Source organism: Ruegeria sp. BC3 (genome assembly GCF_056539265.1).
Genome location: NZ_JBQFUP010000001.1, coordinates 1,036,276 through 1,058,547, shown reverse-complemented (window position 1 = coordinate 1,058,547; position 22,272 = coordinate 1,036,276). Strand labels below are relative to the sequence as shown.

22 protein-coding genes are annotated in these 22,272 nt (G+C 60.2%); 8 read left to right on the top strand and 14 right to left on the bottom strand.

All coding sequences use genetic code 11. The features are described 5' to 3' along the window. Nucleotides 1-88 precede the first annotated feature (88 nt). From ACR0MV_RS05270 to ACR0MV_RS05260, 3 genes are read left to right on the top strand one after another with little or no spacing between them, the layout of a single operon-like run. Entirely contained in the window at nt 89-508 is a 420-nt protein-coding gene (locus ACR0MV_RS05270; protein WP_475202211.1) for a PaaI family thioesterase, read from the top strand. After that, the gene (locus tag ACR0MV_RS05265; protein WP_480701200.1) at nt 508-1,023 is read left to right on the top strand and encodes a PaaI family thioesterase; all 516 of its coding nucleotides are present in this window, start codon (nt 508-510) and stop codon (nt 1,021-1,023) included. The genes ACR0MV_RS05270 and ACR0MV_RS05265 overlap by 1 nt, the downstream gene beginning before the upstream one ends. A 9-nt stretch (nt 1,024-1,032) precedes the next feature. Next, nucleotides 1,033-2,349 carry an MATE family efflux transporter gene (locus ACR0MV_RS05260; protein WP_480701199.1) on the top strand — a complete coding sequence of 439 codons (1,317 nt, stop codon included), beginning with the start codon at nt 1,033-1,035 and terminating at the stop codon, nt 2,347-2,349. On the opposite strand, the gene arsC is transcribed toward ACR0MV_RS05260, so the two are convergent. Genes arsC through ACR0MV_RS05240 form a run of 4 tightly spaced genes read right to left on the bottom strand, consistent with a single transcriptional unit; the run spans nt 2,346 to nt 4,505 of the window. After that, nucleotides 2,346-2,687, bottom strand: a complete 342-nt coding sequence (gene arsC / locus ACR0MV_RS05255; protein ID WP_480701198.1) for an arsenate reductase (glutaredoxin) — start codon at nt 2,685-2,687, stop codon at nt 2,346-2,348. The genes ACR0MV_RS05260 and arsC overlap by 4 nt on opposite strands. Continuing rightward, nucleotides 2,684-3,742 (bottom strand): quinone-dependent dihydroorotate dehydrogenase, encoded by a 1,059-nt coding sequence (locus ACR0MV_RS05250; RefSeq protein ID WP_480701197.1) that lies wholly within the window; start codon nt 3,740-3,742, stop codon nt 2,684-2,686. The genes arsC and ACR0MV_RS05250 overlap by 4 nt, the downstream gene beginning before the upstream one ends. Beyond that, nucleotides 3,739-4,170 carry a DUF1330 domain-containing protein gene (locus ACR0MV_RS05245; RefSeq protein WP_170426561.1) on the bottom strand — a complete coding sequence of 144 codons (432 nt, stop codon included), beginning with the start codon at nt 4,168-4,170 and terminating at the stop codon, nt 3,739-3,741. Before ACR0MV_RS05245 ends, ACR0MV_RS05250 begins: the two co-directional genes overlap by 4 nt. After that, a complete protein-coding gene (locus tag ACR0MV_RS05240; protein WP_170426560.1) occupies nt 4,167-4,505 on the bottom strand; it encodes a DUF952 domain-containing protein in 339 nt (112 codons plus the stop codon). Before ACR0MV_RS05240 ends, ACR0MV_RS05245 begins: the two co-directional genes overlap by 4 nt. A gap of 108 nt (nt 4,506-4,613) precedes the next feature. Here ACR0MV_RS05240 and ACR0MV_RS05235 point away from each other — a divergent pair, with 108 nt between their 5' ends. The 3 genes from ACR0MV_RS05235 to mnmH all read left to right on the top strand — a co-directional run bounded on the left by ACR0MV_RS05235 (nt 4,614) and on the right by mnmH (nt 8,084). Further along, nucleotides 4,614-6,197, top strand: a complete 1,584-nt coding sequence (locus ACR0MV_RS05235; RefSeq protein ID WP_480701196.1) for a bifunctional metallophosphatase/5'-nucleotidase — start codon at nt 4,614-4,616, stop codon at nt 6,195-6,197. 132 nt (nt 6,198-6,329) lie between these two features. Next, entirely contained in the window at nt 6,330-6,995 is a 666-nt protein-coding gene (locus ACR0MV_RS05230) for an SOS response-associated peptidase (protein WP_480701195.1), read from the top strand. Nucleotides 6,996-7,031: 36 nt separating this feature from the next. Further along, complete coding sequence (mnmH, locus tag ACR0MV_RS05225; protein ID WP_480701194.1) at nt 7,032-8,084, top strand: tRNA 2-selenouridine(34) synthase MnmH; 1,053 nt, start codon at nt 7,032-7,034, stop codon at nt 8,082-8,084. Here the strand turns inward: mnmH and selD are convergent. From selD to ACR0MV_RS05190, 7 genes are read right to left on the bottom strand one after another with little or no spacing between them, the layout of a single operon-like run. Then, on the bottom strand, nt 8,075-10,234 hold the full coding sequence (gene selD, locus ACR0MV_RS05220) for a selenide, water dikinase SelD (protein WP_480701193.1): 2,160 nt from the start codon (nt 10,232-10,234) through the stop codon (nt 8,075-8,077). The genes mnmH and selD overlap by 10 nt on opposite strands. 5 nt (nt 10,235-10,239) lie before the next feature. Beyond that, nucleotides 10,240-10,626: a Na+/H+ antiporter subunit G gene (locus ACR0MV_RS05215; RefSeq protein ID WP_480701192.1), complete on the bottom strand. Its 387-nt coding sequence runs from the start codon at nt 10,624-10,626 to the stop codon at nt 10,240-10,242. A 7-nt stretch (nt 10,627-10,633) separates the two neighbouring features. Next, nucleotides 10,634-10,903: a K+/H+ antiporter subunit F gene (locus ACR0MV_RS05210; RefSeq protein ID WP_480701191.1), complete on the bottom strand. Its 270-nt coding sequence runs from the start codon at nt 10,901-10,903 to the stop codon at nt 10,634-10,636. Then, nucleotides 10,900-11,400, bottom strand: a complete 501-nt coding sequence (locus tag ACR0MV_RS05205; RefSeq protein ID WP_174823381.1) for a Na+/H+ antiporter subunit E — start codon at nt 11,398-11,400, stop codon at nt 10,900-10,902. The genes ACR0MV_RS05210 and ACR0MV_RS05205 overlap by 4 nt, the downstream gene beginning before the upstream one ends. Next, a complete protein-coding gene (locus ACR0MV_RS05200) occupies nt 11,397-12,941 on the bottom strand; it encodes a monovalent cation/H+ antiporter subunit D (RefSeq protein ID WP_480701190.1) in 1,545 nt (514 codons plus the stop codon). The genes ACR0MV_RS05205 and ACR0MV_RS05200 overlap by 4 nt, the downstream gene beginning before the upstream one ends. Beyond that, nucleotides 12,938-13,297 carry a Na+/H+ antiporter subunit C gene (locus ACR0MV_RS05195; RefSeq protein WP_170426552.1) on the bottom strand — a complete coding sequence of 120 codons (360 nt, stop codon included), beginning with the start codon at nt 13,295-13,297 and terminating at the stop codon, nt 12,938-12,940. Before ACR0MV_RS05195 ends, ACR0MV_RS05200 begins: the two co-directional genes overlap by 4 nt. After that, on the bottom strand, nt 13,297-16,167 hold the full coding sequence (locus tag ACR0MV_RS05190) for a monovalent cation/H+ antiporter subunit A (RefSeq protein WP_480701189.1): 2,871 nt from the start codon (nt 16,165-16,167) through the stop codon (nt 13,297-13,299). Before ACR0MV_RS05190 ends, ACR0MV_RS05195 begins: the two co-directional genes overlap by 1 nt. A 219-nt stretch (nt 16,168-16,386) precedes the next feature. On the opposite strand from ACR0MV_RS05190, the gene ACR0MV_RS05185 reads away from it, so the two are divergent. After that, nucleotides 16,387-16,860: a rhodanese-like domain-containing protein gene (locus ACR0MV_RS05185; protein ID WP_170426550.1), complete on the top strand. Its 474-nt coding sequence runs from the start codon at nt 16,387-16,389 to the stop codon at nt 16,858-16,860. Beyond that, nucleotides 16,857-17,672, top strand: coding sequence for a CE1 family esterase (locus tag ACR0MV_RS05180; protein WP_480701188.1), 816 nt, complete (start codon nt 16,857-16,859; stop codon nt 17,670-17,672). The genes ACR0MV_RS05185 and ACR0MV_RS05180 overlap by 4 nt, the downstream gene beginning before the upstream one ends. Here ACR0MV_RS05180 and mdoH read toward each other — a convergent pair whose 3' ends face one another. The 3 genes from mdoH to ACR0MV_RS05165 are packed head-to-tail and all read right to left on the bottom strand — an operon-like array spanning nt 17,673 to nt 22,251. Then, complete coding sequence (mdoH, locus tag ACR0MV_RS05175; RefSeq protein ID WP_480701187.1) at nt 17,673-19,541, bottom strand: glucans biosynthesis glucosyltransferase MdoH; 1,869 nt, start codon at nt 19,539-19,541, stop codon at nt 17,673-17,675. Then, nucleotides 19,538-21,037, bottom strand: a complete 1,500-nt coding sequence (locus tag ACR0MV_RS05170) for an OpgD/OpgG family glucan biosynthesis protein (protein WP_480701186.1) — start codon at nt 21,035-21,037, stop codon at nt 19,538-19,540. The genes mdoH and ACR0MV_RS05170 overlap by 4 nt, the downstream gene beginning before the upstream one ends. Continuing rightward, nucleotides 21,034-22,251 carry an OpgC family protein gene (locus tag ACR0MV_RS05165; protein WP_480701185.1) on the bottom strand — a complete coding sequence of 406 codons (1,218 nt, stop codon included), beginning with the start codon at nt 22,249-22,251 and terminating at the stop codon, nt 21,034-21,036. The genes ACR0MV_RS05170 and ACR0MV_RS05165 overlap by 4 nt, the downstream gene beginning before the upstream one ends. Between the last annotated feature and the right edge of the window lie 21 nt (nt 22,252-22,272).

The following is a 22,272-nucleotide window of genomic DNA, read 5'->3' as shown; positions in this document are numbered from 1 at the left end:
CTGTCGACGGCAAGCGCAACCGGCGGGCTTGCTCTTTTGGCGGACACAGGCTCATAAAGGGATAAACCAAAAGAACGGATTCAAGTACATGGTCGACAAAGCCGCAATTGCGCGCCAGTTCATCGAGGCGATCCCCCACGCCAAGGCGCTGGGCCTCAAGCTGACCGAGATCGGCGATGGTAAGGCCGAGATTTGCATGCCGTACAGCGAAGAACTGGTCGGTGATCCGCGCACAGGTGTGATTCACGGCGGCGCAGTTTTCGCCGCACTTGATACCTGTTGCGGTGCAGCGGTCATGAGCCACCCATCGGCACCGGGCGGTACGGCTACGATTGACCTTCGGATTGACTACATGCGTGCGGCGACGCCGGGGCAGACCATCACGACCCAGGCGACCTGCTACCACATCACTCGGAACGTTGCCTTTGTGCGGGCCACGGCTTTGGACGAGGCCGAGGGCCTGCCTGTGGCCACGGCTGCGGGTTCCTTTACGGTGGAGGGTCTGTGATGGCGCGAACTCGTCCCGAACCCGTTCAGGTCGTCAAACAACGCCGGGATGCGGCGCTGAAAGCGATTGTCGAAGGTGTTCCCTATATCCGGTTTCTCAACACCACGTTCGACCGCCGCGGTGACGAACTGACCGGCGTGCTGCATTTTGACAACAAACTGATCGGTAACCCGATGCTGCCCGCCCTACACGGTGGAGTAACCGCGGCGTTCCTGGAGATCACAGCTGTCATCACCCTGAGCTGGGATTTCTTGCTGCCCAAGATCGAAACTGGCGAGCTAGAAGCCAGCGATATCGCGGACTACCAGAAGGTACGTTTCCCTAAGACGGTCGATTTCACAGTCGATTACCTGCGTTCAGGCCTGCCGCGCGACGCATATGCGCGCGCTTATATCAGTCGGGCCGGGCGTCGGTATGCATCGGTGCGCGTCGAGGCGTGGCAGGATAACCACGCGCGGCTATTTGCGCAGGCTTCGGGGCATTTCCTGATGCCGCAGCCCAAAGCCGACGGATAACAAAACGCCATGCAGGACGCGTCGGCACCCATAACGCATAAACGGGTGCTCAAGATCGCAGCGCCCATAGTGCTGTCCAATGCGACCGTCCCGATACTGGGCGCGGTCGATACTGGTGTCGTGGGGCAGATGGGGCAGGCCGCACCTATCGGTGCCGTCGGTATGGGCGCCGTTATTCTGGCCACCATCTATTGGGTGTTCGGGTTTCTTCGTATGGGAACGACAGGCCTTGCCGCACAGGCGCGCGGGGCAGGAGATACGGCGGAAACGGGCGCCCTGTTGATGCGCGGGCTGTTACTTGGCGGCGCGGCGGGTCTGTTCTTTATTCTCACGCAGGTTTGGGTGTTTTGGGGAGCTTTTGCGCTGTCCCCGGCAAGTCCCGAGGTCGAGGCCTTTACGCGTGCCTATCTGGAAATCCGTATCTGGGGTGCACCGGCGACAATTGCGCTCTATGCGGTCACCGGTTGGCTGATCGCGGTTGAGCGTACCAAGGGCGTGTTCGTCCTTCAGGTGTGGATGAACGGGCTGAACATCGTGCTGGACCTCTGGTTCGTGCTGGGCTTGGGGTGGGGCGTCGAAGGCGTCGCCATTGCTACTTTGATCGCCGAGTGGACCGGACTGGCGTTAGGCTTATGGCTGTGCGGAGACGCCTTCAGCGGTAACCAATGGCGCGACTGGCCGCGGATTTTTGACGCCGCGCGCCTGCGTCGGATGATGCAGGTCAACGGCGATATCATGGTGCGGTCGGTCCTGCTGACCGGGGCGTTCACCACCTTCTTGTTTGTTGGCTCCGATCTCGGCGACGTCAATCTGGCGGCCAATCAGGTGCTGCTGCAATTCCTTGAGATCACCGCCTTTGCTCTGGACGGCTTTGCCTTTTCCGCCGAAGCGCTGGTGGGTGGTGCGGTAGGGGCGCGGGACCGCGCGCAAGTCAGGCGGGCGTCGATCATGGCGTCGCAATGGGGCATCGGCGGGGCATTTGCGCTTGGGCTCGCCTTCTTTCTGGCCGGACCCGCGTTGATCGACCTTATGTCGACGTCGCCCGAGGTTCGGGTGGCCGCGCGCGAGTTCCTGTTCTGGGCCGCGCTTGCCCCCGTGATCGGGGTGGCCAGCTGGATGTTCGACGGTATCTATATCGGGGCAACGTGGACCCGCGCCATGCGGCAAGCGATGATCCAGTCAGTTGCAATCTATGTGGTTGCCCTGTTCTTGCTGGTGCCGACTTTCGGCAATCACGGCCTTTGGGCCGCGCTGATGGTTCTGAACATTGCGCGCGGGGTCACGCTGGGATGGCGGTACCCCAAGCTGGAAGCGCAAATCGCTTAAAGCAGCGCCAAAAGGTTTTCTGGCGGCCGACCGATTGCAGCCTTGCCGCCGGAAATAGCTAGCGGGCGTTCAATCAGAATGGGGTTCTCGGCCATGGCCTTGATCAGGTCGCTATCTGGTGCCGTTTTTGCCAAACCCAGCTCTTTGAACTGCTTTTCTCCTGTGCGCATCATTTCGATCGCAGGGATGTCCAACTTGGACAGGGCGGTGCGTAGTTCCTCGGCGGACGGCGCATCCTCAAGGTATTTGCGAACCTCGACCTGCGCACCGTTTTCTTCCAGCAGCGCCAATCCGGTGCGGGATTTGGAACAGCGTGGGTTGTGCCAGTATTCGATCACAGCCAGTCCTCTCTTTTACCGCCAACAGCCTGCTCGACCGAGGTGAAACCGTCTTGCGCCAGAAGGTCATCCAGACCTTGGGCGATTTCGGCAGCCAGCGAGATGCCGCCATAGACCATGGCCGTGTAGAACTGCACCGCCGAGGCCCCGGCGCAAATCTTGGCATAGGCCTGTTTGGCCGTGCCGATGCCGCCAACGCCGATCAGCGGGATTTGCCCGTCGGTCAATTTGCTGAGGTGCGCCAGCACGCGGGTCGATTTCTCGAACAAAGGCGCGCCGGACAAGCCACCGGCCTGGTCCTTGTGGCCACTGCGCAAGCCATCGCGCGACAGTGTGGTGTTGGTGGCAATCACCGCATCCACGCCGGTTTCCCGGGCCACATCGGCAATGTCTTGCAATTCGGCCTCCGTCAGGTCCGGCGCGATCTTTAGGAAGATCGGCAAGGGGCGGGGCAGTGCGTTGCGGGTGTCGATCACGCCGCTAAGCAATGCCGTCAGCGCGGCCTTGCCCTGTAAATCCCGCAGCTTTTCCGTGTTCGGTGAGGAGACGTTGACCGTGGCGAAATCCAGATACTCGGCGCAATGGGCCAGAACTTTGGCGAAATCACCGGGGCGGTCATCGCTGTCTTTGTTCGCGCCAAGGTTCAAGCCGATGATGGCTTCCTTTGGGCGGTCGGCCAGACGACGCGCCATAACCTCCATACCCTCGTTGTTGAAGCCGAACCGATTGATTGCGGCCATATCCTCGGTCAGGCGGAACAAGCGCGGTTTCGGGTTTCCGGGTTGGGGACGCGGGGTTACCGCACCGACCTCGATGAAGCCAAATCCGGCACGGGACAGCGGGCCCAGAACCTCACCGTTTTTGTCAAACCCGGCGGCCAGCCCGACCGGGTTGGGCAGCTTCAGTCCGGCAACTTCGGTGCTTAGCCGGGGCGATGTCACAGGACCCGGAGCAGGGGCCAGCCCGGCCTTCAGCGCCTTGATCGACAGACCATGGGCCGTTTCAGGGTCCATACGGTGCAGGGCCGCCAGCCCCAGTTTCTCAGTCAGTTTCATCCAAAAGCCTCTCCGCCCCGGGCCGGGGCGCAACGAACTAGACGCGAGGTCGCAACGGCTGCTTGCCGATGCACGACCGCCTGTCGGTAAACGGGGTCTGTCACCATCTCAAGAAACGCGTGCGCGGTCGGATAGCGGGCAATGAAGACTTCATCCCATTCCTCGTCCTGCGGGCCGATCAGCGTCGTCTGGTATTCACCGCGCCACAGGATCGAGGCCCCGATGCGCGCAATGATCGGCGCAGTTTCCGCGCCGTACTTGCCGTAAGCCTGCGCCCCCGTCAGGCCCGCGTCCGCCAACGTGTGCCCTTCCGGGTACTCAGCGGTGTCCCGGAATTTCACGAGGTTCAGCATTTCGATCGGGTGGTCCCGATCGAGGTTCTTGAAAGCCTCGAACTGGGCGCGGTCGGGGTCGACGAACCCTTTCATGCCATCTCTTTCGGGAACTGGTGCGCAGTTCCGTCAAAGGGAAGGGGACGTGACCAGACAACGTCGCCCATGCGGATCTGCCGGTAGAGATGCGGGAAAAGCGCGCCGCCGCGCGACACTTCCCACTTCAGTTCATCACCCATCGCGTCTGCGTCACAGGCCAGCAGCGTCAACCCGTCGACCCCGGCGAAATGCTTGGCGGCGGTCTCTGCGGCCTGTTCAGCCGTCGAGAAATGCACAAACCCGTCTGAGACATCGATCGGAGCACCATCCGAGGCACCCTGCGCCTGAAGCGTGGCCCATTCATCGGCCCGGAAAATCTTGTAAATCAGCATGGGGTCGTGATGCACCGGGCCAAGGTTAGAATCAAGCCGGATTTCCCCCTTTGACTCTCGGCGTTGCGCATCGCAACATCGCCGCAATTAACAATAGGGAGTTAAACTATGCTCACCCGTCTTTTGACATCCGCCGCCGCGCTCAGCCTGACCGCAGGCATGGCGTTTGCCGAATACAAGCTGACGATTCTGCACACCAACGACATCCACAGCCGCATTGAATCCATCAACAAATATGACTCGACCTGCGACGCTGAGGGCGAGGCTGAAGGCAAGTGTTTTGGCGGTGTTGCCCGCTTGAAAACCATCGTGGACGCGCGCCGCGACGCGCTGAGCGATGGAAACGTTCTGCTGCTTGATGCAGGTGACCCATTCCAGGGTTCGCTGTTCTACACGACCTACAAGGGCGCGGCAGAGGCCGAGTTCATGGAGGCCATCGGCTATGACGCAATGGCAGTCGGCAACCACGAGTTCGATGATGGCCCCGAAGGTCTGGCAGCGTTTGTCGATGCGGTCAGCTTCCCGGTGATCTCGGGTAACCTTGATCTGTCCTCGTCTGCCGAACTGAAAGATCGGGTTCTGAACCACGTGGTTCTTGAACTCGGCGGAGAAAAGATCGGACTTATCTCAGCTCTGGCCACGGACACCGTGGACACCTCGAGCCCGGGCAAGGATGTCCTGTTTCAGGATGAGATCGAAAGCCTGACCGCAGATGTCGAGGCGCTGAAGGCCGAGGGTGTCGATATCGTCATCGCGCTGACCCACGTGGGTTTGGCCAAAGACCTTGAAATCGCCGAGCGTGTACCCGGTCTGGATCTGGTGATCGGTGGACACTCGCACACGCTGCTGTCCAACACCCAAGATGGTGCAGCTGGCCCTTACCCGATGATGGTGGGCGACGTTCCGGTCGTTCAGGCCTATGCCTATTCCAAGTATCTGGGCGAAATTACAATGATCTTCGATGACGACGGCAACCTCGTCTCGGCAGAAGGTGAGCCGATCCTGCTGGACGCTTCGGTCGAACCTAATGCTGACATTGCAGCGCGCGTCGCTGAAATGGGCGCACCGATCGAAGAGATGAAAAAGCAGGTCGTGGCCAATTCGGCTGCAGCCATTCAGGGCGACCGCAACGTCTGCCGTGTGCAGGAATGCGAGATGGGCAACCTTGTCGCCGACGCCATGCTGGCGCGGGTCGCGGATCAGGGCGCTCAGCTGGCGATTGCCAACTCTGGCGGTCTGCGTGCCTCGATCGATCCGGGCGATGTGACCATGGGCGAAGTGCTGACCGTACTGCCGTTCCAGAACACCCTGTCGACCTTTGAGATCAGCGGTCAGGGCGTCATCGACGCGCTTGAGAATGGCGTCAGCCAGGTTGAAGAGGTCAAAGGCCGCTTCCCGCAGGTTGCCGGGATGAAGTTCACTTGGGATCCAAGTGTCGCTCCGAATGAAGGACGTATCGTCGAGGTGATGGTGGCCGATGGTGATGGATTTGTGCCGATTGATCCGGCTGCGACCTATCTGGTGGTCACCAACAACTATGTCCGCAATGGCGGCGATGGCTACAAGATGTTCGAGGGCGACGACAAGAACGCCTATGACTTCGGTCCCGACCTCGCCGACGTGACGGCCGAGTATCTGGCAGAGAACGCGCCGTATCAGCCCTATCTGGACGGTCGCATTCAGCAGAAGTAAACCTGCAAATCAGGACACTACGAAAAGGCCGCGCTGGACGCGGCCTTTTTTCATGGCTGAACGCGGCTTGCCATTGCCGCGCGCGCTGGTCCATCTTGCGAAGACCTGACCTTACCCCCGGAGCCAAGGCGCATGTGCGGACGGTTTGCCGTAACACTTCCCAACGATGCGATGGCGCAGTTGTTTGCTGCGCGCCCGGCCAATTCTCTGCCTGCCGTTCCGAATTTCAATGTTTGTCCGACCAATCAGGTGCATGTGGTTCGCGTAGCGGAAAACGGGCGTACGCTCGATCCGTTGCGCTGGGGGTTTCTGCCGCATTGGTACAAGGCGGAAAACGCGGGACCGCTGCTGATTAACGCACGGGCCGAGACGCTGGCAGAAAAACCCGCATTTCGCGCGGCCTGCCGGGAACGCCGCTGCCTGATCGCTGCGACGGGCTTCTATGAATGGACCAAGACGGAACAAGGCGACCGGTTGCCGTGGTACATCCACAGGCAGGACGGCGCACCGATTGCTTTCGCCGGCGTATGGCAGGATTGGGGACCAGAAGAGGCCCGGCAAGGCACCTGCGCTATCGTGACAACGCCCGCCAACCGGACCCTCAGCACGATCCATCATCGTATGCCTTTGATCCTGGAACCCGACGACTGGCCCCTGTGGCTGGGCGAGGCAGGCAAAGGTGCTGCGCGACTGATGCAACCCGGGGCCGAAGCTGTTCTGACGTTTCACCGCGTCGATCCTGCGGTGAATTCAAACCGCGCCAGCGGGCCTGAGTTGATCGAACCGATAGACGCCTGACTTTTCAATCACACCGCTGCGGGATAGACCTTTGGCATGGTTCTGAAATTCGACAGTCTTCCCGACCTTTATGCGCATAAATTTGACACCGTGATCGACGTGCGCAGTCCTGCAGAGTATGCCGAGGATCATCTGCCGGGTGCCATCAGCCTGCCGGTTTTGGACAACGACGAACGTGCCCGTGTGGGCACGATCTATGTGCAAGAAAGCCCCTTCCTGGCGCGCAAACTGGGGGCCGCGCTGGTGTTTCGTAATGCGGCAAACCATATCGAAAACAGCCTTTCGCATCACGAAGGCGGGTGGCGGCCTTTGGTCTACTGCTGGCGCGGCGGGCAGAGATCGGGCTCGTTCACGTGGATGCTGCAACAGATCGGCTGGCGCGCCGAAGTGGTCGAGGGCGGTTATCGCACCTACCGCCGCTTGGTGAACCGTTACCTTTATGATGACCCGCTACCGCACCGATTGATTGCGCTGGACGGCTATACCGGAACGGCCAAGACCGAGCTTTTGACCCATCTAAAGGAACGCGCTGTACAGGTTCTGGACCTTGAAGGTCTGGCCAATCATCGGGGATCGTTGCTGGGTGAGATGCCTGGCGGTCAGCCCAGCCAAAAAGCGTTTGAATCCGCCCTCGCCGCCGCGCTGTGCCATCTGGATACGGCGCGTCCTGTGGTGGTTGAGGCCGAGTCATCCAAAATCGGGTCTCTGATCCTGCCGCCTTCGCTGTGGACGGCATTGCGTCAGGCTCCGAGAATTCAGATCAATGCGTCGATTCAGGCGCGGTCCGCGTATCTGGTCTCGGCCTATGATGACGTGCTGTCGGATCAAGATCGCCTGCGCGACCGTCTGTCGCCGCTGAGGTTCCATCGCGGGCACGATGTGGTGGACGGGTGGATGACCCTGATCGACGCGGGCGACAAGCGGGCACTGACCCAGGCTTTGATCGAACAGCACTACGATCCTGCTTATGCCAAAGCCAGCCGCGCGCGCAAAGCCAAGATCATTGCGTCCATTGAAGTCCCCACGCTGGACGCACCAGGTTTGTCCGCTGCCGCATCCCAGATCGAAGCCGTTTTGGATCAGTTATGAAGCTGTAATCCCGGTGCTTCGGTCATCTGCCCGACGATCGCGGCTGGACACCCTGCTTCGCGCAAACGGTCGCAGATCAACTGCGCCTGATCCGACGATATGGCAGCCAAAAGTCCACCGGCCGTTTGTGGATCAAACAAAAGATCCGCCTTGCCGCCGGTCGGCAACTCGGGCGCGATGGCGCGATTGTCTTCGAATATCGTTGACCGTATGCCTTTCTGGCTCAGCTCCAGCGCGCCATCCATCACAGGAATCGCGTCTAGATCCAGAGTGGCCCCGCAGCCGGACGCCTCGGCGATGCCCAGCAGGTGCCCCGCCAATCCAAAGCCGGTGACATCTGTCATCGCATGCGCACCAGCCAGTATCTCCGAGGATTTGCCCTGCGGTTGAACCATCTGCGCAAAGGCTGCCGCCACCCACTCGCCTTTTGCAGCGCCAGCCATCTCAGCTGCCATCAGAACGCCGCTGCCCAAAGGTTTGGTCAGGATCAACACATCGCCGGGTTTCGCGCCGGACAGGGTGATCGGGTCGGTGTCGCACAGCCCGGTCAGGGTGAATCCAATGGTCATCTCGTCCCCCATGGAACTGTGACCGCCGACAATCTCAGCCCCGACAGTGCGGATGACGTCCGAAGCGGTCGCCATGATCTCGGCCATGGTGCGGTGCTGCAGCGCGGGGGACATGCGCGGCAGGATGATCGTCGCGGTGGCCGCTTGTGGACGAGCCCCCATGGCCCAGATGTCCCCTAGTGCATGAACGGCAGCGATGCGCGTCATCAGCGCAGGATCGTGCGTAAAGCTGCGTAGGTGGTCCGTGGTTATGACCTGCCGTGCGGATCCAGTGTTCAAAAGGGCAGCGTCATCTCCCGGCAGCGACGTCACATCACTGCGGGAAGGTGGCGGCAGATCGGCAAGTGCAGTCTGAAGCGCGCCGCGACCCACCTTGGCACCGCAGCCGCCGCACATGGGTTTTTCGCCCAATGCCTCGATCAAGCCAGCCGCGTGGTGGCGGGGTAAGGCCGGGGTCTTCATTTGGGGCAGGTCCCGGAATTTGTTCATAAAGTTTTGGTCGATGTGGTTCTTCCATTTCCACATCAGCGGCCCGCTGAATGACGTTCCCAGCCTTTCCCCCAGTGCTGATTTCCCGCCCAGCGAGATCAATTTGAGGTAGTCCTTTTGCGGATCGTAAGGGCGCGTTGTGCCGGAACCCAGTGCAGCGCGCAGATTTTGGAATAGGATCGGTGCCTCGCGCACGGCGTACACTCCGGCCTTGGGGCGAGGGTTCTCGGTAAGGTGAGCGCAGTCGCCCGCGGCAAAAATGGCCGGATCGCTGGATTGCAGATGCGCGTTGACCCGGATGAACCCGTCCTGCAGGTCCAGCCCCGTCTTCGAGATCCAGCCATAAGGTTTTGCGCCCGCCGCGCCGGTCACAAATTGGGCTGCAACCTGACGGCCATCGTCCAGCGCAACATGGTCAGCGGCAACGTGTGAAATGGTTGCACCCTCGATGATTTCAATGCCCAGATCGGCCATCGCCTTGCGAATAGTCGCTGCTGCCTTGGGCAGGGTGGCCGTTAGAATCTGAGCATTGTCGATCAGGGTCAGTTGCGCAGCACGACCCTTTTCACGCAAAGCGTGGGCCATAGCCATGATCAGCTCGGCCCCCGCAACACCGCCACCGATAACGGCGACCGAGGCATCGCCAGGTTCCTCAAGATATCGGGTCCATTGGGCGGCGAACGGCCCCAGCGGTTTGGCGGGCACGGCATGCTCGGCAAAGCCGGGCAGGGCAGGCATGTCCGAGGTAATTCCCACATTGACCGAAGCCACATCGAACGCCACAGGTGGGCGGCCTGCCACGTGGACCTCATGCCGGTCTGTGTCGATCCCTTGGGCCGCATCCAGAATGACTCGCGCACCGGCAAAACGGGCGAGTTTTACCAGATCAATGTCCAGTTCGGACCGGGAATAGTGGCCCGCTACGAACCCCGGCAGCATTCCGGAATAAGGCGCAGTCGGGCCAGGGTTGATCACGGTGACCCGCGCGCCGGGAAGCGGGTTCATCCCCCACATCCGAAGTAGCAAAGCGTGGGTGTGACCGCCGCCGATAAAAACCAGATCGCGGGTCAGGGGCAGCGGTGGGAGATGCATCAAATTCAGGTCTTGCTGTGATCAGGAACGTCTTCGACCTGCTCAACCGCGTGTGTGGCCCAAAGTTCATCTTCGCCCGCGTCCGGCAGATCGCTGGGCTTTTCATGGCGGTGAATGTGCCATTTGGCAATGAACAGGGCCGTGATCGGGGCGGTCAGGAACAAAAACAGCGTGATAAGCAGTTCGTGCATGGACAGTTTGCCCTCAAGCAGGACTGAATGGCAGATCGAGGCGAGCAACACGCCGCCCACACCCAGCGTTGTCGCCTTGGTGGGCGCATGCAGACGGGACATTGGATCCTTCAGTTTGATCATGCCGTACGAGCCGACAAAACCGAAGATGCCCGAAATGACGAGGAAGAATGCGATCAGCAGTTCGATGATGAAACTCATGGCATCCTCACTCGATAATATTGCCGCGCAGCATGAAGCGCGCATAAGCAACCGTTGAAACGAACCCGAGCATGGCGATGATCATCGCGGATTCAAAGAACACCTCGGTTCCCAGACTAAGCCCATAAAGGATCAGCAGCGCGATCGTGTTGATGACCATCGTATCAAGGGCCAGAACACGTGTGCCAACACCGTCTGCGGTGATGATCCGCCATAGGCACAGCATGATGGCCGTACCGAAACAGGCGAATGCAAACAAGATCGCATAGTCGATCATTCGAAAATCTCCTTCAGGCGACGTTCGTACCGGCTCTTGATCTGATCGCGCACTGCATCGGGATCGGGCGCGTCCAGGCAGTGCACCAGCAGATTGTGGCCTTGGGCCGACAGGTCGCTGCTGACAGTGCCTGGCGTCATGGTAATGGTGCCCGCCAGCACAGTGATGGCCTCGGGTGTGCGCAACTCAAGCGGAACAGAAATCCAGGCCGGTTTACGGTCCGCATCGCGCTTGAACAGGATGATCCGCGCAACGGTGACGTTGGCCACCACGATGTCCCACAGAACCACCAGCATGTATTCCACGACCATAGGCCAGTTACGCAGCTTGGGCCGGTCGGGCCAATACGGCTGCGTGATGAACGGTATTATGATGCCAAGGATCAGACCAAAGACCAGCGAATTGAGCGTCATGTTGTTGGCCAGCAAGACCCAGACGATGGTCAGCAGCACGGTCAGGTGCGGGTGCGGGAAAATGCGGTGCAGAAGTCTGATCATGTGTCGCCTCCCAATACGGCCGAGATGTAGTTCTCGGGTGTAAACAGTTGCTCGGCCGTCTTATTGGTATACTCCAGCGCGGGGCCCGCAAACAGGGTCAGCAGCACAAGACCCATGGCCATCGCGAAAACGGCGGTGAATGCCAGGCCGGGGTTCGGCTCGGGCGCGGGAATTGCCGGGACATCCACTTCGTTTTCAGGATCGCGTTCGGTGTTGTGCTGGGCATCGTGGCTTTTCCAGAAAATCAAAGAGCCCGCCCGCGCGAGGCCAACAATGGTAATGAACGACCCGATGAGGATCACAGCCCAGATGGCCGTCACGTCAGGGGCGTCCCGCGCGGCGTCCAAAACCAGCAGTTTGCCGATGAAGCCCGACAGTGGCGGCATCCCGGCCATCGCGATTGCGCCGACGAAGAACAGCGCCGAGATCAGGCCGGTTTGCGGCATGGGGGCCGTCGGCGTGATTGCGCCGCCTCGACGTTCCATCACCAGATCGGCAACCAGGAACATCAGCGCGGTGGCCAGGGTCGAGTGATAGACATAGTACAGCGCGGCGGCCGTCGCCGTTTCGGTGAACAGCGAGATTGCGATCAATAGCGTACCCATAGAGGTGATGGCGCAGAACGCCACCATGCGCGCGATATGTTGTGAGCCAAGGATGCCAATGGCTCCGACAGCCAGCGTTACCAAGGCAGCTGGTTGCAGCCAGGTTCCTACAAGGCCCTGCGTTGCCTCAACCTCGGGGCCAAAGCCAAGTGTGTACATGCGCAAGATGGAATAGGCACCGACCTTGGTCATGATGGCAAACAGGGCAGCCACGGGCAGGGGCGCGCTGGCATAGCTGGCCGGCAACCAGAAATGCAGGGGCAGTACGGCGGCCTTGATGCAGAACACGAGCAGCAAAAGGACCGCTCCGACCCGCAGCAGGGCAGTGTCGTCAGCCGGAAGGTCGGCCACACGCGCGGCCATGTCGGCCATGTTGAGCGTTCCGGTCACGGCATAGAGCGTACCCAAAGCAAACAGGAACAGCGTCGACCCCAGAAGGTTATATGCAACATACTGCACGCCCGCCTTCAGGCGAACGGAACCCCCGCCATGGGTCATCAGGCCGTAGGACGCGATCAGCAGAACCTCGAAGAAAACGAACAGGTTAAAGGCGTCGCCGGTCAGAAACGCGCCACAGACCCCCATCAGCTGAAAGTGGAACAACGCATGGAAGTGTTTGCCCCGATCGTCCCAGCCGGAAGCGATGGCATAAAGCACGATGGGCAAGGCAAGCAATGCGGTCAGCAAGACCATCATGGCGGACAAGCGGTCCAGCACCAAAACGATGCCAAAGGGCGCGGGCCAGTTGCCCAGCTCATAGACCTGAATGTCGCCGCCTGCTGCCTGTGCGGTGATGGTCAGGGCGATGCCCAGCAGGGCGACGACTCCGGCAACCGAGAAGATGCGTTGCAGGTCCAGGTGAAAGCGCAGGACCATGATGATGAACGGGGCCAGGATCGCGGGAAGGACGATCGGCGCAACGATCCAGTGGTTCATGCGTCTTCTCCCGGCGCGTCTACGCTGTCATGGGCGTTCATATCGATATGGTCATCCTTCGAGGACAGATAGGCCGAAAGCGAGATCATCACGATCACCGCCGTCATCCCGAACGAGATCACGATGGCCGTCAGTACCAGCGCCTGCGGTAGAGGATCGGTATAAGGTACGTCCTCGTACTTGTTCAGAACGGCGGGCGCATCCAGCGCGAGCCGCCCGGTTGCGAACAGGAATACGTTCACCGCATAGGTCAGCAGGGACAGGCCCAGAATGACGGGAAAGGTCCGGCGGCGCAGGATCAGGAAAATACCGGCAGCGGTCATGACGCCGACCGCAGAGGCTACGAGCGCTTCCATCAGGCCTGCTCCTTCTCTTTGTCTTCTTCCGGCGAATTATCCCGCAACGGGTTGATATCCATAGGATGCTCCTGCGCCATGCCCGGCTGCCATGCGAACCGTGACAGACTGTCCAGCGCCAGCATGACCGCGCCCAGAACCGCAAGGAATACGCCCACGTCAAACAGCATCGCAGTGGCCCATTCAAATTCTTCCAGAGGCGGCCAGTTGATGTAGCCGAAGTCGCTGGTCAGGAAGGGCCGTTCGTTGAACCACGCACCCAGGCCGGTGGCCGCGGCGATCAGCACGCCCCAGCCAATCGAGCCGTGGTAGTAAAACCTTTGTCGTTCGATCGCCCAGGTATAGCCACTGGCCATGTATTGCATCAGGAAGGCAATCGCGACCACCAGACCGGCGATGAAACCTCCCCCCGGCTGGTTGTGGCCGCGGAAAAAGATGTAGGCTCCGACCATCAAGGCGATAGGCATCATCATCCGCGTCACGACCACCATCATCAGGGGGTGCGAGTCCCCGGATTGCGGCCAATGCGGTTTGCGGTTCAGCAAATAGGCCCGGACATTCGTGCCCAGAACGGACTCGGTCAGGGCAAAGATGATCAGGGCGGCGATGCCCAGCACGATGATCTCGCCAAAGGTATCAAAACCCCGGAAGTCGACCAGAATGACGTTGACCACGTTGGTACCACCGCCGCCTTTATACGAGTTCGCCAAGTGGAAATCTGAGATCGTCGGAAAGGCGAAATCCCGAAGCATCAGCGCATAGATCAACGCACCCGAACCGATCCCCGCCACAACCGAAATGGCCGCATCGCGCCAACGCCGCGCGGCGCTGCTATCCCATGGCGTGTCCGTGGGCAGGAAGTTCAGCGACAGCAGAAGCAGGATCATCGTCACGACTTCGACCGAGATCTGCGTCAGCGCCAGGTCCGGAGCAGACAGGTAGTTAAAGGCCATCGAGACAATCAGGCCGACCACTCCGATCAGGACCAGCGACAACAGGCGGTTGCGGTGGAACCACATGATCGCCAGTGTTGCGCCCACAAGGCAGATCCATCCGATCAGCGGGATGATCTGAATGCGCAGCTCGGTCCGCGTCTCGGGCCCGATCGTGCCGGTGGTATAGGCGTAGTATCCAAGACCAACCGTGAAGGCGATCAGGATGATCGCATAGCGGCTGAGAACCCCGTTGTGGAGCGTGTCGGTAACCACCTGGCTGACCTTTGTCATCGCTGCGATCACCGCCTCGAAGATCACCTTTGCCTCGGGACGGGGTAGGGCGTTCCAGAACCTTTCTTCATGCCTGTGCAGGCTCAACAGGAACAGGCCGCCCAGAGTTGCCACAACGGACATGTAGAGGGCGGGCGTGAACCCGTGCCAGAGCTTCAGCGAGTAGTAGGGCAGTTTCTCTCCGCCAATAACCGCGCTGGACACGACCGCGACCAGCGGACCGACAATGACGTTTGAATACAGGCCGATCAGTACCACAAGTACGACAAGGAAGGCCGGTGCCAGCCACAGCCCGACGGGCGGATCATGCGGATGCGCCGGATAGTCGTGACGCTCGGGGCCAAGAAAGACATGGCTGACGAAGCGGAAGGAATACGCCGCCGAGAACAATGCCGCCAGCAGCGCCAGCCCCGGCACAAGGTAGTGCGAGTTCAACCACGTCGTGTGGACGGTTTCCTCAAGCATCATTTCTTTGGACAGGAAGCCGTTGAGCGGCGGAATACCGGCCATCGACAGCGCGGCTATCGTGCCAATTGTGAAGGTGATCGGCATCAGGTGGCGCAAACCGCCCAGCCGCTTGATATCGCGTGTCCCCGTTTCGTGGTCGACGATCCCTGCGGTCATAAACAGCGCCGCCTTGAACGTGGCGTGGTTGATGATGTGGAACACGGCAGCGACTGCGGCAAACTTGGTGCCGAACCCCAGCAGCATGGTCACCAGCCCCAGATGCGACACCGTGGAGAAAGCCAGCAGCGCCTTGAGGTCATCTTTGAACAGCGCGATCACCGCGCCCATCAGCATGGTGATAAGTCCAGTTGTGGCAACAATGTAGAACCAAGCGTCTGTTCCGGCCAAAACGGGCCACATCCGCGCCATCAGGAACAACCCGGCCTTCACCATGGTTGCCGAGTGCAGATAGGCCGAAACCGGCGTCGGCGCGGCCATCGCGTGCGGCAGCCAGAAATGGAACGGGAACTGTGCCGACTTGGTAAAACAGCCCAGCAGGATCAGGACCAGCGCTGGCAGGTAATAGGGCGAGGCCTGGATAAGCTCTTTGTTCTGGAGAATGACACTCAGGTCATAAGAGCCGACGATGTTGCCGAGGATCAGCATCCCAGCGATCATGGCCAGCCCACCCGACCCGGTAACGGCCAACGCCATCCGCGCGCCCTGCCGCCCTTCGGGCAGGTGCTTCCAATACCCGATCAGCAGGAATGAGCTGAGCGACGTAAGTTCCCAAAAGATAAGCAAAAGCAGGATGTTGTCGGACAGAACAATCCCGACCATCGCGCCCTGAAACAGCAGAAGATAGGTGTAGAACTGACCCATCGGATCTTCGCGCGACAGGTAGAAACGCGCGTAGAGGATGATCAGCAACCCGATCCCAAGGATCAGCAAGGCGAACAGAAAACCCAGCCCGTCCAGCATGAAATTCGCGTTCAGTCCCAGCGCCGGGATCCACTCGAACCGGGCGGTTACGACGTCTCCACGCATGACGGAGGGGATGTGAATCAATAGCCCCATCAACGCCAAAAAGGTGGTCAACCCGGCTGCGGAAGCGGCTGCATTTCGTCCTGCCCGGATCAAAAGGGCTGGAAAAACAGCGCCAAGAAAGGGAAGGGCCGCGATGAGGAATAGGGACAAGTGCGATACTCCGAGCTGGGCGGTCAATATGACAGATTTAGTAGGGATAATTTAATGACTGTTCAAAAAATGCAAGGTTTTGAAAGGTTCTAAAAGGAACATATTGGATGCAATTTACCTGCGCGATAATGACGCGATCTTGATCCGTAGTCCCAATTTGGGCGCAGCGACCCCGAACAGGCTGTGATACAAGCAGCTTTGAGTGTCAGGAGGGGCCGAATGGCGATCAAGGTGAACCGAACCCGAAGGTGGGTTTTTCTCGGCGGTGGCGCGGCCATTGCTGCAGGGTTTGCTATTCGCGAATACCGCTTGATCCCGCCGGATTATGCGGGCGGTCAACTGAGTGTGCAGGATGCCCATCAACAGGCAGTGTCCGGCGACATCGTGCTGGTCGACATCCGAACGCCCCGAGAATGGCGTGCGACCGGGGTCGGCGAGGGGGCCTATCCGCTGGACATGCGCCGTGACGACTTTGAACAAGCCCTGACAGAGTTGACCAACGGGAACCGGGGCGTGCCAGTTGCACTAATCTGCGCGCGCGGCGTTCGGTCCGCGCGCCTCAGCAACCGCCTGACCGAGGCTGGTTTCACTAAAATTATTGATGTGCCCGAAGGCATGTTGGGCTCGGCTGCGGGCCCCGGATGGGTGCGCGCCGGGTTGCCGGTCCAGCGCAATACAGGAGAGACAGGATGATCCGCAAACTGACCCTGGCCGCTGGCCTTGCGCTGACCGGGCAAGCTGGCTTGGCTGCCTGCGCCGATCAGGAGGGGATGTGTGAGACCGCTTCGGGCGGCTATCACATCGAACTGCCGCAAGCCGAAAACCCACCACTGGTGGTGTTCCTGCACGGCTGGGGCGGCACCGCCACAGGGACTCTTAAGAACCGAGGGATGGTCGACCCGTTGCTGGCGCGCGGTTACGCGGTGATGGCACCTGAGGGGTCGGTACGCAACGACCGGCAAAGCTGGAACTTTTTTCCTGGTTGGGAAGGGCGCGACGAAACTGCCTTTTTGATTGAGGCGGTCGAGGATGCAGCGGACAGGTTTGGCATTGACGCAGACCGCGTTGTGCTGGGCGGGTTCTCGGCGGGGGCGTTCATGGTCTACTACCTTGCCTGCGCCGCGCCCGATACGTTTTCGGCCTATGTGCCCGTCTCGGGCGGCTTCTGGCGGCCGGATCCAGAATCTTGTGACGGACCGGTTCGGATGTTCCACACCCATGGCTGGACGGACAATGTGGTACCTTTGGAAGGACGCCTGCTGGGTGGTGGCCGCTTCCATCAGGGGGACATTTTTGCTGGGCTCGAGATCTGGCGCATCGCCAATGGCTGCGCGGATACTAAGCCCAGCGGATTTTCGACCACCGGTCAGTTCATGCGCCGCTATTGGAGCGGGTGCGACGATGGCAGCGCGCTGGAGTTCGCGCTGTTTCCAGGCGGTCATTCGGTGCCCAAGGGCTGGGCCGATATGATGGTGGATTGGTACGAAGGTCTGCCGGGCGGTTAATTACTCGGCAGGGGTCATCACACCTTTTCCTTCGATCACATTCTTCAGCTCATCCCGATAACGACGGGCCGACCGGGTGATGGCGGGTTCGTTGAAATCTTCTTTCATGCCAACCATACGGCGCGCCGCCCCGGCGGAGACACCGCTGAGTGCAGAAAGAGGAATCGCCAGCGCGAGGCTGATAGCGATGGGGGCCAACCAGACTGAAACAAGGCCGGACAGGATGCCGACGCTGAGCGCTACGCCACTGACGGTTTCGACGGTATGGCACAGGATCAGTGTTCGAAGGCTGTAGGTCCCGCCATCGCGCGCCTGCGGGGACCAGCCCTTTTGGATGCCAAGTGTGGTGCGAATGACCGCGATCATTTGTTGTACCATTAGGATTGGCGCATAGAGGATCGACAACACGACCTCGGCCAGGAACGACGTCAGAAACTTGCCTCCGCCACCGAACTCGGAATAGCGCACACCGCTGAGAGGCAGGGCCAAAACGCCCAGCACTTTGGGCGCAAGCAGCATCGCGTACATGACCAGAATGATCAGCACGTGGCGGGTTTCCGTCATCTCGGGCCATTGCGGGAACAGCGGATTGTCCGGGCTGAAGTAATGCAGGACAGACGCTTCTTCGCCCTGACCGATCAGTGCCCACATTACCAGCAGCGCAAACCACAGCGGCGACATCAGATAACCGACCGCGCCGTGGAACATGTGGAACCGCGACACAGGCTGGAATCCGGCCGAGCCCAGTAGCTTTAGATGTTGCAGGTTGCCCTGACACCAGCGCCGGTCGCGCAGCGCATGGTCGATCAGCGTGGGCGGGGTTTCTTCGTATGATCCACGAATGCGCGGCAGGAACCGCACGGCCCATCCAGCCCGACGCAATAGGCCTGCCTCGACGAAATCGTGGCTCATGATCAGCTTTTCCTGACCGTTCATCGCCCTCAGTTTCGGAAGGCCTGCGCTGGTCGCGAATGCTCGGGTACGGATGATGGCGTTGTGGCCCCAATAGTTGCCTTCCTGCCCACACCAGCGCGCCAGACCCTCGGCAAAGGCGATACCATAGACGCCGTTCGCAAACTGCTGCATCCGGGCAAAGACCGATTGCGCACCGATCAATTGCGGATAGCTTTGGATCAACCCGGCACCGGGATCGCGGGCCAGCGCGTCCGTCAGCCGTGAAATGGCGCGGCCCGTCATCAGACTGTCGGCGTCCAGCACCAGCATCGCATCCCAATCCGCGCCCCACCGGCTGACCCAATCAGCGATGTTGCCGACCTTGCGGTCCGTGTTCTGCGGACGGCGGCGATAATAGAGCTCGAGACCGGGGGCTAGGGTGGTGCGCAGCGCTTCGACACTGGCTTGTTCCTGCGCGGCGATCTCAGGGTCTCGGGTGTCGGACAGGATGAACATCGCATAGTGATGCTGCCCACCACGCGCCTGCAAATCCTCAAGCATGGTGCGGGCGTTGCCCAGTACGTTCCACGGAACCTCGTTATAGACCGGGGTCAGCAGCGCCACGCGCAGCGGTTGGGCGCGCCCTTGCCGCACCGGGCGGTCTTGCCGGGACAGGGAGACCATGCCCAAGAATACGGTGCAGACGGTGAAGGAAATCCAGAAAAAGTTGAACGAGATCAGCGCCAGCAGGATCGCTTCGATCAGGTTGATGCCTTCAGCACCAAACCAATCCGTCATGACCCACAACAGGCCCAACGTGGCCACCATCGCGGGCGAGAACGCCAACGCCCGCCAGAACCCGGCCGAGGGGCGCTTGGCATCCGGCACCTGCGCATCGCGGAACCCCGCGCTGAAATCCTGCGCGGGCATCGCCAGAGGGGCCTCTGGCGGCATGATATGAAGGTCGCGGCTCATGTAGTCCAACGGTAGAGCCAGACCTCAGAGGCCGGCTTTCTGTCTTTCAGCAACTGCGCGCGCAACTCGACATGGTCGCGGTCACCGGGCTGGAACGAAAACGCCAGACGCAGTCCACCTGTGTCAGGGTTGCGTTGCAGGACACCTTCGGATGTTTCGGCGTGGGGTGAATCCACAAAGATCGTCATCGCCTCGGGGTCGTCGAACAGTTCGCTTTCTTCAAAGTCGATGACGGCCAGACGCCCTTCGCCAAAGGTGTTGTCGCCCATGGCGGTGTTGATCACACGCGGCATCGGCGTGCGCTGGGGTTCCTCACCCCAGATCAGGCGATAGGACAGATCGACCTGACTGCCCGGGGCGTAGGGCGCTGCCGGGCGCCAATAGGCGACGATGTTGTCATAGATTTCCTGGTCCGCCGGGATTTCAACCAACGTGACCGAGCCTTTGCCCCAGTCCCCTGCGGGTTCGACCCAAAGGCTGGGGCGCTTGTGATAGTTTGCCTCAAGGTCGGCATAGTCCGAAAACTCGCGTTTCCGCTGCATTAGCCCGAAACCACGTGGGTTGGTATCGACAAAAGATGAAATCTGCAGGCGGGTCGGGTTAGCCAGGGGTCGCCACAGAACCTCGCCAGCGCCGTTACGGACCAAGAGACCATCGCTGTCGTGAACAGCAGGCCGGAAATCGTCAAACCGGCTGTGGTTGGTTTGATCGAACAGGAACATCGAAGTGCCCGGAGCAATCCCCACATGCGTCATCTCTTCGCGCGGGAAAAGCGTCGCTTCGACATCCATGATGGTGTCCTGGCCGGGGGTGACCTCAAAGCGGTACGCGCCACTAACGCTTGGGCTGTCCATCAACGCGTGGACAACCATGTTCCTTTGGCCGGGGGCAGGGCGTTCCAGCCAAAAGCGTATGAACTCGGGAAACTCTTCGCCGTCCGGATCGCCGGTTTTCAAAGCCAGCCCACGCGCCGACAGACCGTAAGCTTCGTGCAGCCCGATTGCTCGGAAGTAGCTGGCGCCCTGAAATACGCAGAACTCATCAGTCAGCCCCGGACGATGCATCTCGGCCCGCAAGCGAAAACCCGAAAATCCAAGCGTTTCGTCGGCTGGCAGGACAGGCACATCTTCGCTTTTGGTGAACATGTCGAGATCGAAGGCCACGGGCTCTACCTGACCGTGATCAACGGTAGAGATCTGCACAGCGCGGGGGAAGTACAGGCCTGGGGCAAAGAAATCGACCTCGAACGGGGTTGTGGTGTCGTACCACAGGCCCTTTTCCAGCTTGAACCGGATCGAACGGTATTGCTGGTATGTCAGGTCCTGCCATTCCTTTGGAACCATATCACGTTCGGCATAGGGGCGACTGGCCAGATCGCGAGCCATCTCAATCACATCATTGCGGCTAAAGGGGGCTGCGCCACCTGTGGCGAAAGCCGCCGGGGCGAAGGCAAGAGCAGTGGACGAGGCCAGAAATGCGCGGCGTGTAAAATTCACTTCTTAGACTTCCAAGGTTGAGACTTAAACCAAGCGGCCATGTATGCCACGCCGATGATCATCGCAAAGCCAATCATGTTGGCGACGAAAACACTGGCGACATCCCGCCCACTCAGGTCCAGACCGACACCGATAAGTCGTGCGGCGGCCATGGAAAATACGAACACCGCCAGCGATTGCTGTCCGACTTTCGTGATGACGGTCAGCAGGAATTGCCACACTTTGGCCGCTACGCCTTGTCCGGTGGCGATCAGGCGGTGGCCGTGCTCACCCGCGACGACCCAGCCCAGATAGGCAAGCGACAGGAAGTGCAGATAGCGGAACAGGCCGAAATCGGTCTTGTCGCGGAATTCCTTGGTGATCGGCCAGACCTTGCGAATTTCATCCGCCAGATCAGGGGCAGCGGCATTGATCCAAGTGAACACTTTCCACGACCCGAACGGCATCGAGAAGATCAGAAACAGCGCGGCTGCCCAGATCAGGGTTTTCGACACGGGTGGGGCCGGGATCCAACCGCGCATGAAGGCAAAACCGGTGAAGAACAGCAACTGCCAGCCAAAGGGGTTGAAGAACCACTGACGCTCGGACCAGGGTTCGGCCGGCAGGTCCAGAACGTCAAACTGGGCGATCAGCCAGATCGTGACTGAGGTCGCCGCGACCGCCCAGAACCCGATGCGATAAAGACCCATGAAGATCGGCATCATCGCCAGAACCACCAGATACATCGGCAGGATGTCAAAGTAGTTCGGAACGTAGGTCAGCGTGAATAGACCCACCATCTGCGGCGCAGGGTCGTTGAAAAAGTGCTGCAGGTTCAGCGAAGAAACATATGTTTTCTCGAACAAACCTGACTGATCGAGTGCAGCCATGGACATGGCGACAAAGAAGAACAGACAGATATGCGCCCAGTAGACCTGCCAGATACGGAAGGACACGCGGGCGGTGCCCATCCACCAGCCCTTGCGCAGGAACGCGCCGCCAAAGGCGATGGCCGAGGCCATGCCTGAGCAGAACACAAAGATCTCGGTTGCATCCGAGAAGCCGAACCGCGCGGGAATCCACTTGGCCCATGGGTCATTCGGAATGTGGGCGATCAGGATGATGAACATCGCGATGCCGCGATAGAAATCCAGGCGCGGGTCGCGCGTGCGGGCAGGGGCGGCCGCAGAGGCAGCCACCGGCGCAAAATCAGAAGCGGGCGAAACTGTCGCCATGCGAATTCTGTCCTTCTTGGT

Coding starts and splice junctions, on each gene's coding strand:
- ACR0MV_RS05195 (WP_170426552.1), bottom strand. CDS start 13,297: ATGGAAGCGCTCGTAGCCTCTGCGGTCGGCGTCATGACCGCTGCCGGT.
- ACR0MV_RS05265 (WP_480701200.1), top strand. CDS start 508: ATGGCGCGAACTCGTCCCGAACCCGTTCAGGTCGTCAAACAACGCCGG.
- ACR0MV_RS05270 (WP_475202211.1), top strand. CDS start 89: ATGGTCGACAAAGCCGCAATTGCGCGCCAGTTCATCGAGGCGATCCCC.
- ACR0MV_RS05165 (WP_480701185.1), bottom strand. CDS start 22,251: ATGGCGACAGTTTCGCCCGCTTCTGATTTTGCGCCGGTGGCTGCCTCT.
- ACR0MV_RS05200 (WP_480701190.1), bottom strand. CDS start 12,941: ATGAACCACTGGATCGTTGCGCCGATCGTCCTTCCCGCGATCCTGGCC.
- mnmH (WP_480701194.1), top strand. CDS start 7,032: ATGGTTCTGAAATTCGACAGTCTTCCCGACCTTTATGCGCATAAATTT.
- ACR0MV_RS05215 (WP_480701192.1), bottom strand. CDS start 10,626: ATGAGTTTCATCATCGAACTGCTGATCGCATTCTTCCTCGTCATTTCG.
- ACR0MV_RS05250 (WP_480701197.1), bottom strand. CDS start 3,742: ATGAAACTGACTGAGAAACTGGGGCTGGCGGCCCTGCACCGTATGGAC.
- ACR0MV_RS05235 (WP_480701196.1), top strand. CDS start 4,614: ATGCTCACCCGTCTTTTGACATCCGCCGCCGCGCTCAGCCTGACCGCA.
- ACR0MV_RS05205 (WP_174823381.1), bottom strand. CDS start 11,400: ATGATCAGACTTCTGCACCGCATTTTCCCGCACCCGCACCTGACCGTG.
- ACR0MV_RS05230 (WP_480701195.1), top strand. CDS start 6,330: ATGTGCGGACGGTTTGCCGTAACACTTCCCAACGATGCGATGGCGCAG.
- ACR0MV_RS05260 (WP_480701199.1), top strand. CDS start 1,033: ATGCAGGACGCGTCGGCACCCATAACGCATAAACGGGTGCTCAAGATC.
- ACR0MV_RS05245 (WP_170426561.1), bottom strand. CDS start 4,170: ATGAAAGGGTTCGTCGACCCCGACCGCGCCCAGTTCGAGGCTTTCAAG.
- ACR0MV_RS05180 (WP_480701188.1), top strand. CDS start 16,857: ATGATCCGCAAACTGACCCTGGCCGCTGGCCTTGCGCTGACCGGGCAA.
- ACR0MV_RS05210 (WP_480701191.1), bottom strand. CDS start 10,903: ATGATCGACTATGCGATCTTGTTTGCATTCGCCTGTTTCGGTACGGCC.
- mdoH (WP_480701187.1), bottom strand. CDS start 19,541: ATGAGCCGCGACCTTCATATCATGCCGCCAGAGGCCCCTCTGGCGATG.
- ACR0MV_RS05240 (WP_170426560.1), bottom strand. CDS start 4,505: ATGCTGATTTACAAGATTTTCCGGGCCGATGAATGGGCCACGCTTCAG.
- selD (WP_480701193.1), bottom strand. CDS start 10,234: ATGCATCTCCCACCGCTGCCCCTGACCCGCGATCTGGTTTTTATCGGC.
- ACR0MV_RS05185 (WP_170426550.1), top strand. CDS start 16,387: ATGGCGATCAAGGTGAACCGAACCCGAAGGTGGGTTTTTCTCGGCGGT.